Below are 574 nucleotides of genomic sequence, written 5' to 3' on the forward strand. Positions count from 1 at the left end.
TGTGACCCCATCATTATGAGTGATGTGCTCTAACCAGCTGAGCTACGTAGCCAAATGGTGCGGAAGGAGAGACTTGAACTCTCACACCTTGCGGCGCCAGAACCTAAATCTGGTGCGTCTACCAATTCCGCCACTTCCGCATCAATTTTGTGTTCATATCGCTAATTGGTAAAAGCGTTATGAAGTTGTATGGCAGGTCTACCTGGATTCGAACCAGGGAATGGCGGCATCAAAAGCCGCTGCCTTACCGCTTGGCGATAGACCTGCAGTGCTTTCATAAGAAAGACTTAAATAATGGTGCGGAAGGAGAGACTTGAACTCTCACACCTTGCGGCGCCTAAATCTGGTGCGTCTACCAATTCCGCCACTTCCGCATCAATTTTGTAGTCATTACTGATAATTGGAGAATCAGTAAGACGTTGTATATGGCAGGTCTACCTGGATTCGAACCAGGGGATGGCGGCATCAAAAGCCGCTGCCTTACCGCTTGGCGATAGACCTGCAGTGCTTTCATGAGAAAGACTTAAATAATGGTGCGGAAGGAGAGACTTGAACTCTCACACCTTGCGGCGCC

The 574-nt window shown here is 49.0% G+C and carries 3 tRNA genes; all 3 read right to left on the reverse strand.

The features are described from left to right. Nucleotides 1-55: 55 nt before the first annotated feature. Nucleotides 56-140: transfer RNA gene (locus ELS82_RS26145), tRNA-Leu, on the reverse strand. Nucleotides 141-190: 50 nt separating this feature from the next. After that, a tRNA-Gln gene (locus ELS82_RS26150) sits at nt 191-265 on the reverse strand. Between the two features lie 161 nt (nt 266-426). Continuing rightward, nucleotides 427-501, reverse strand: a tRNA-Gln gene (locus tag ELS82_RS26160). Between the last annotated feature and the right edge of the window lie 73 nt (nt 502-574).

This window comes from Vibrio ouci, from assembly GCF_004551525.1.
GTDB lineage: Bacteria > Pseudomonadota > Gammaproteobacteria > Enterobacterales > Vibrionaceae > Vibrio > Vibrio ouci.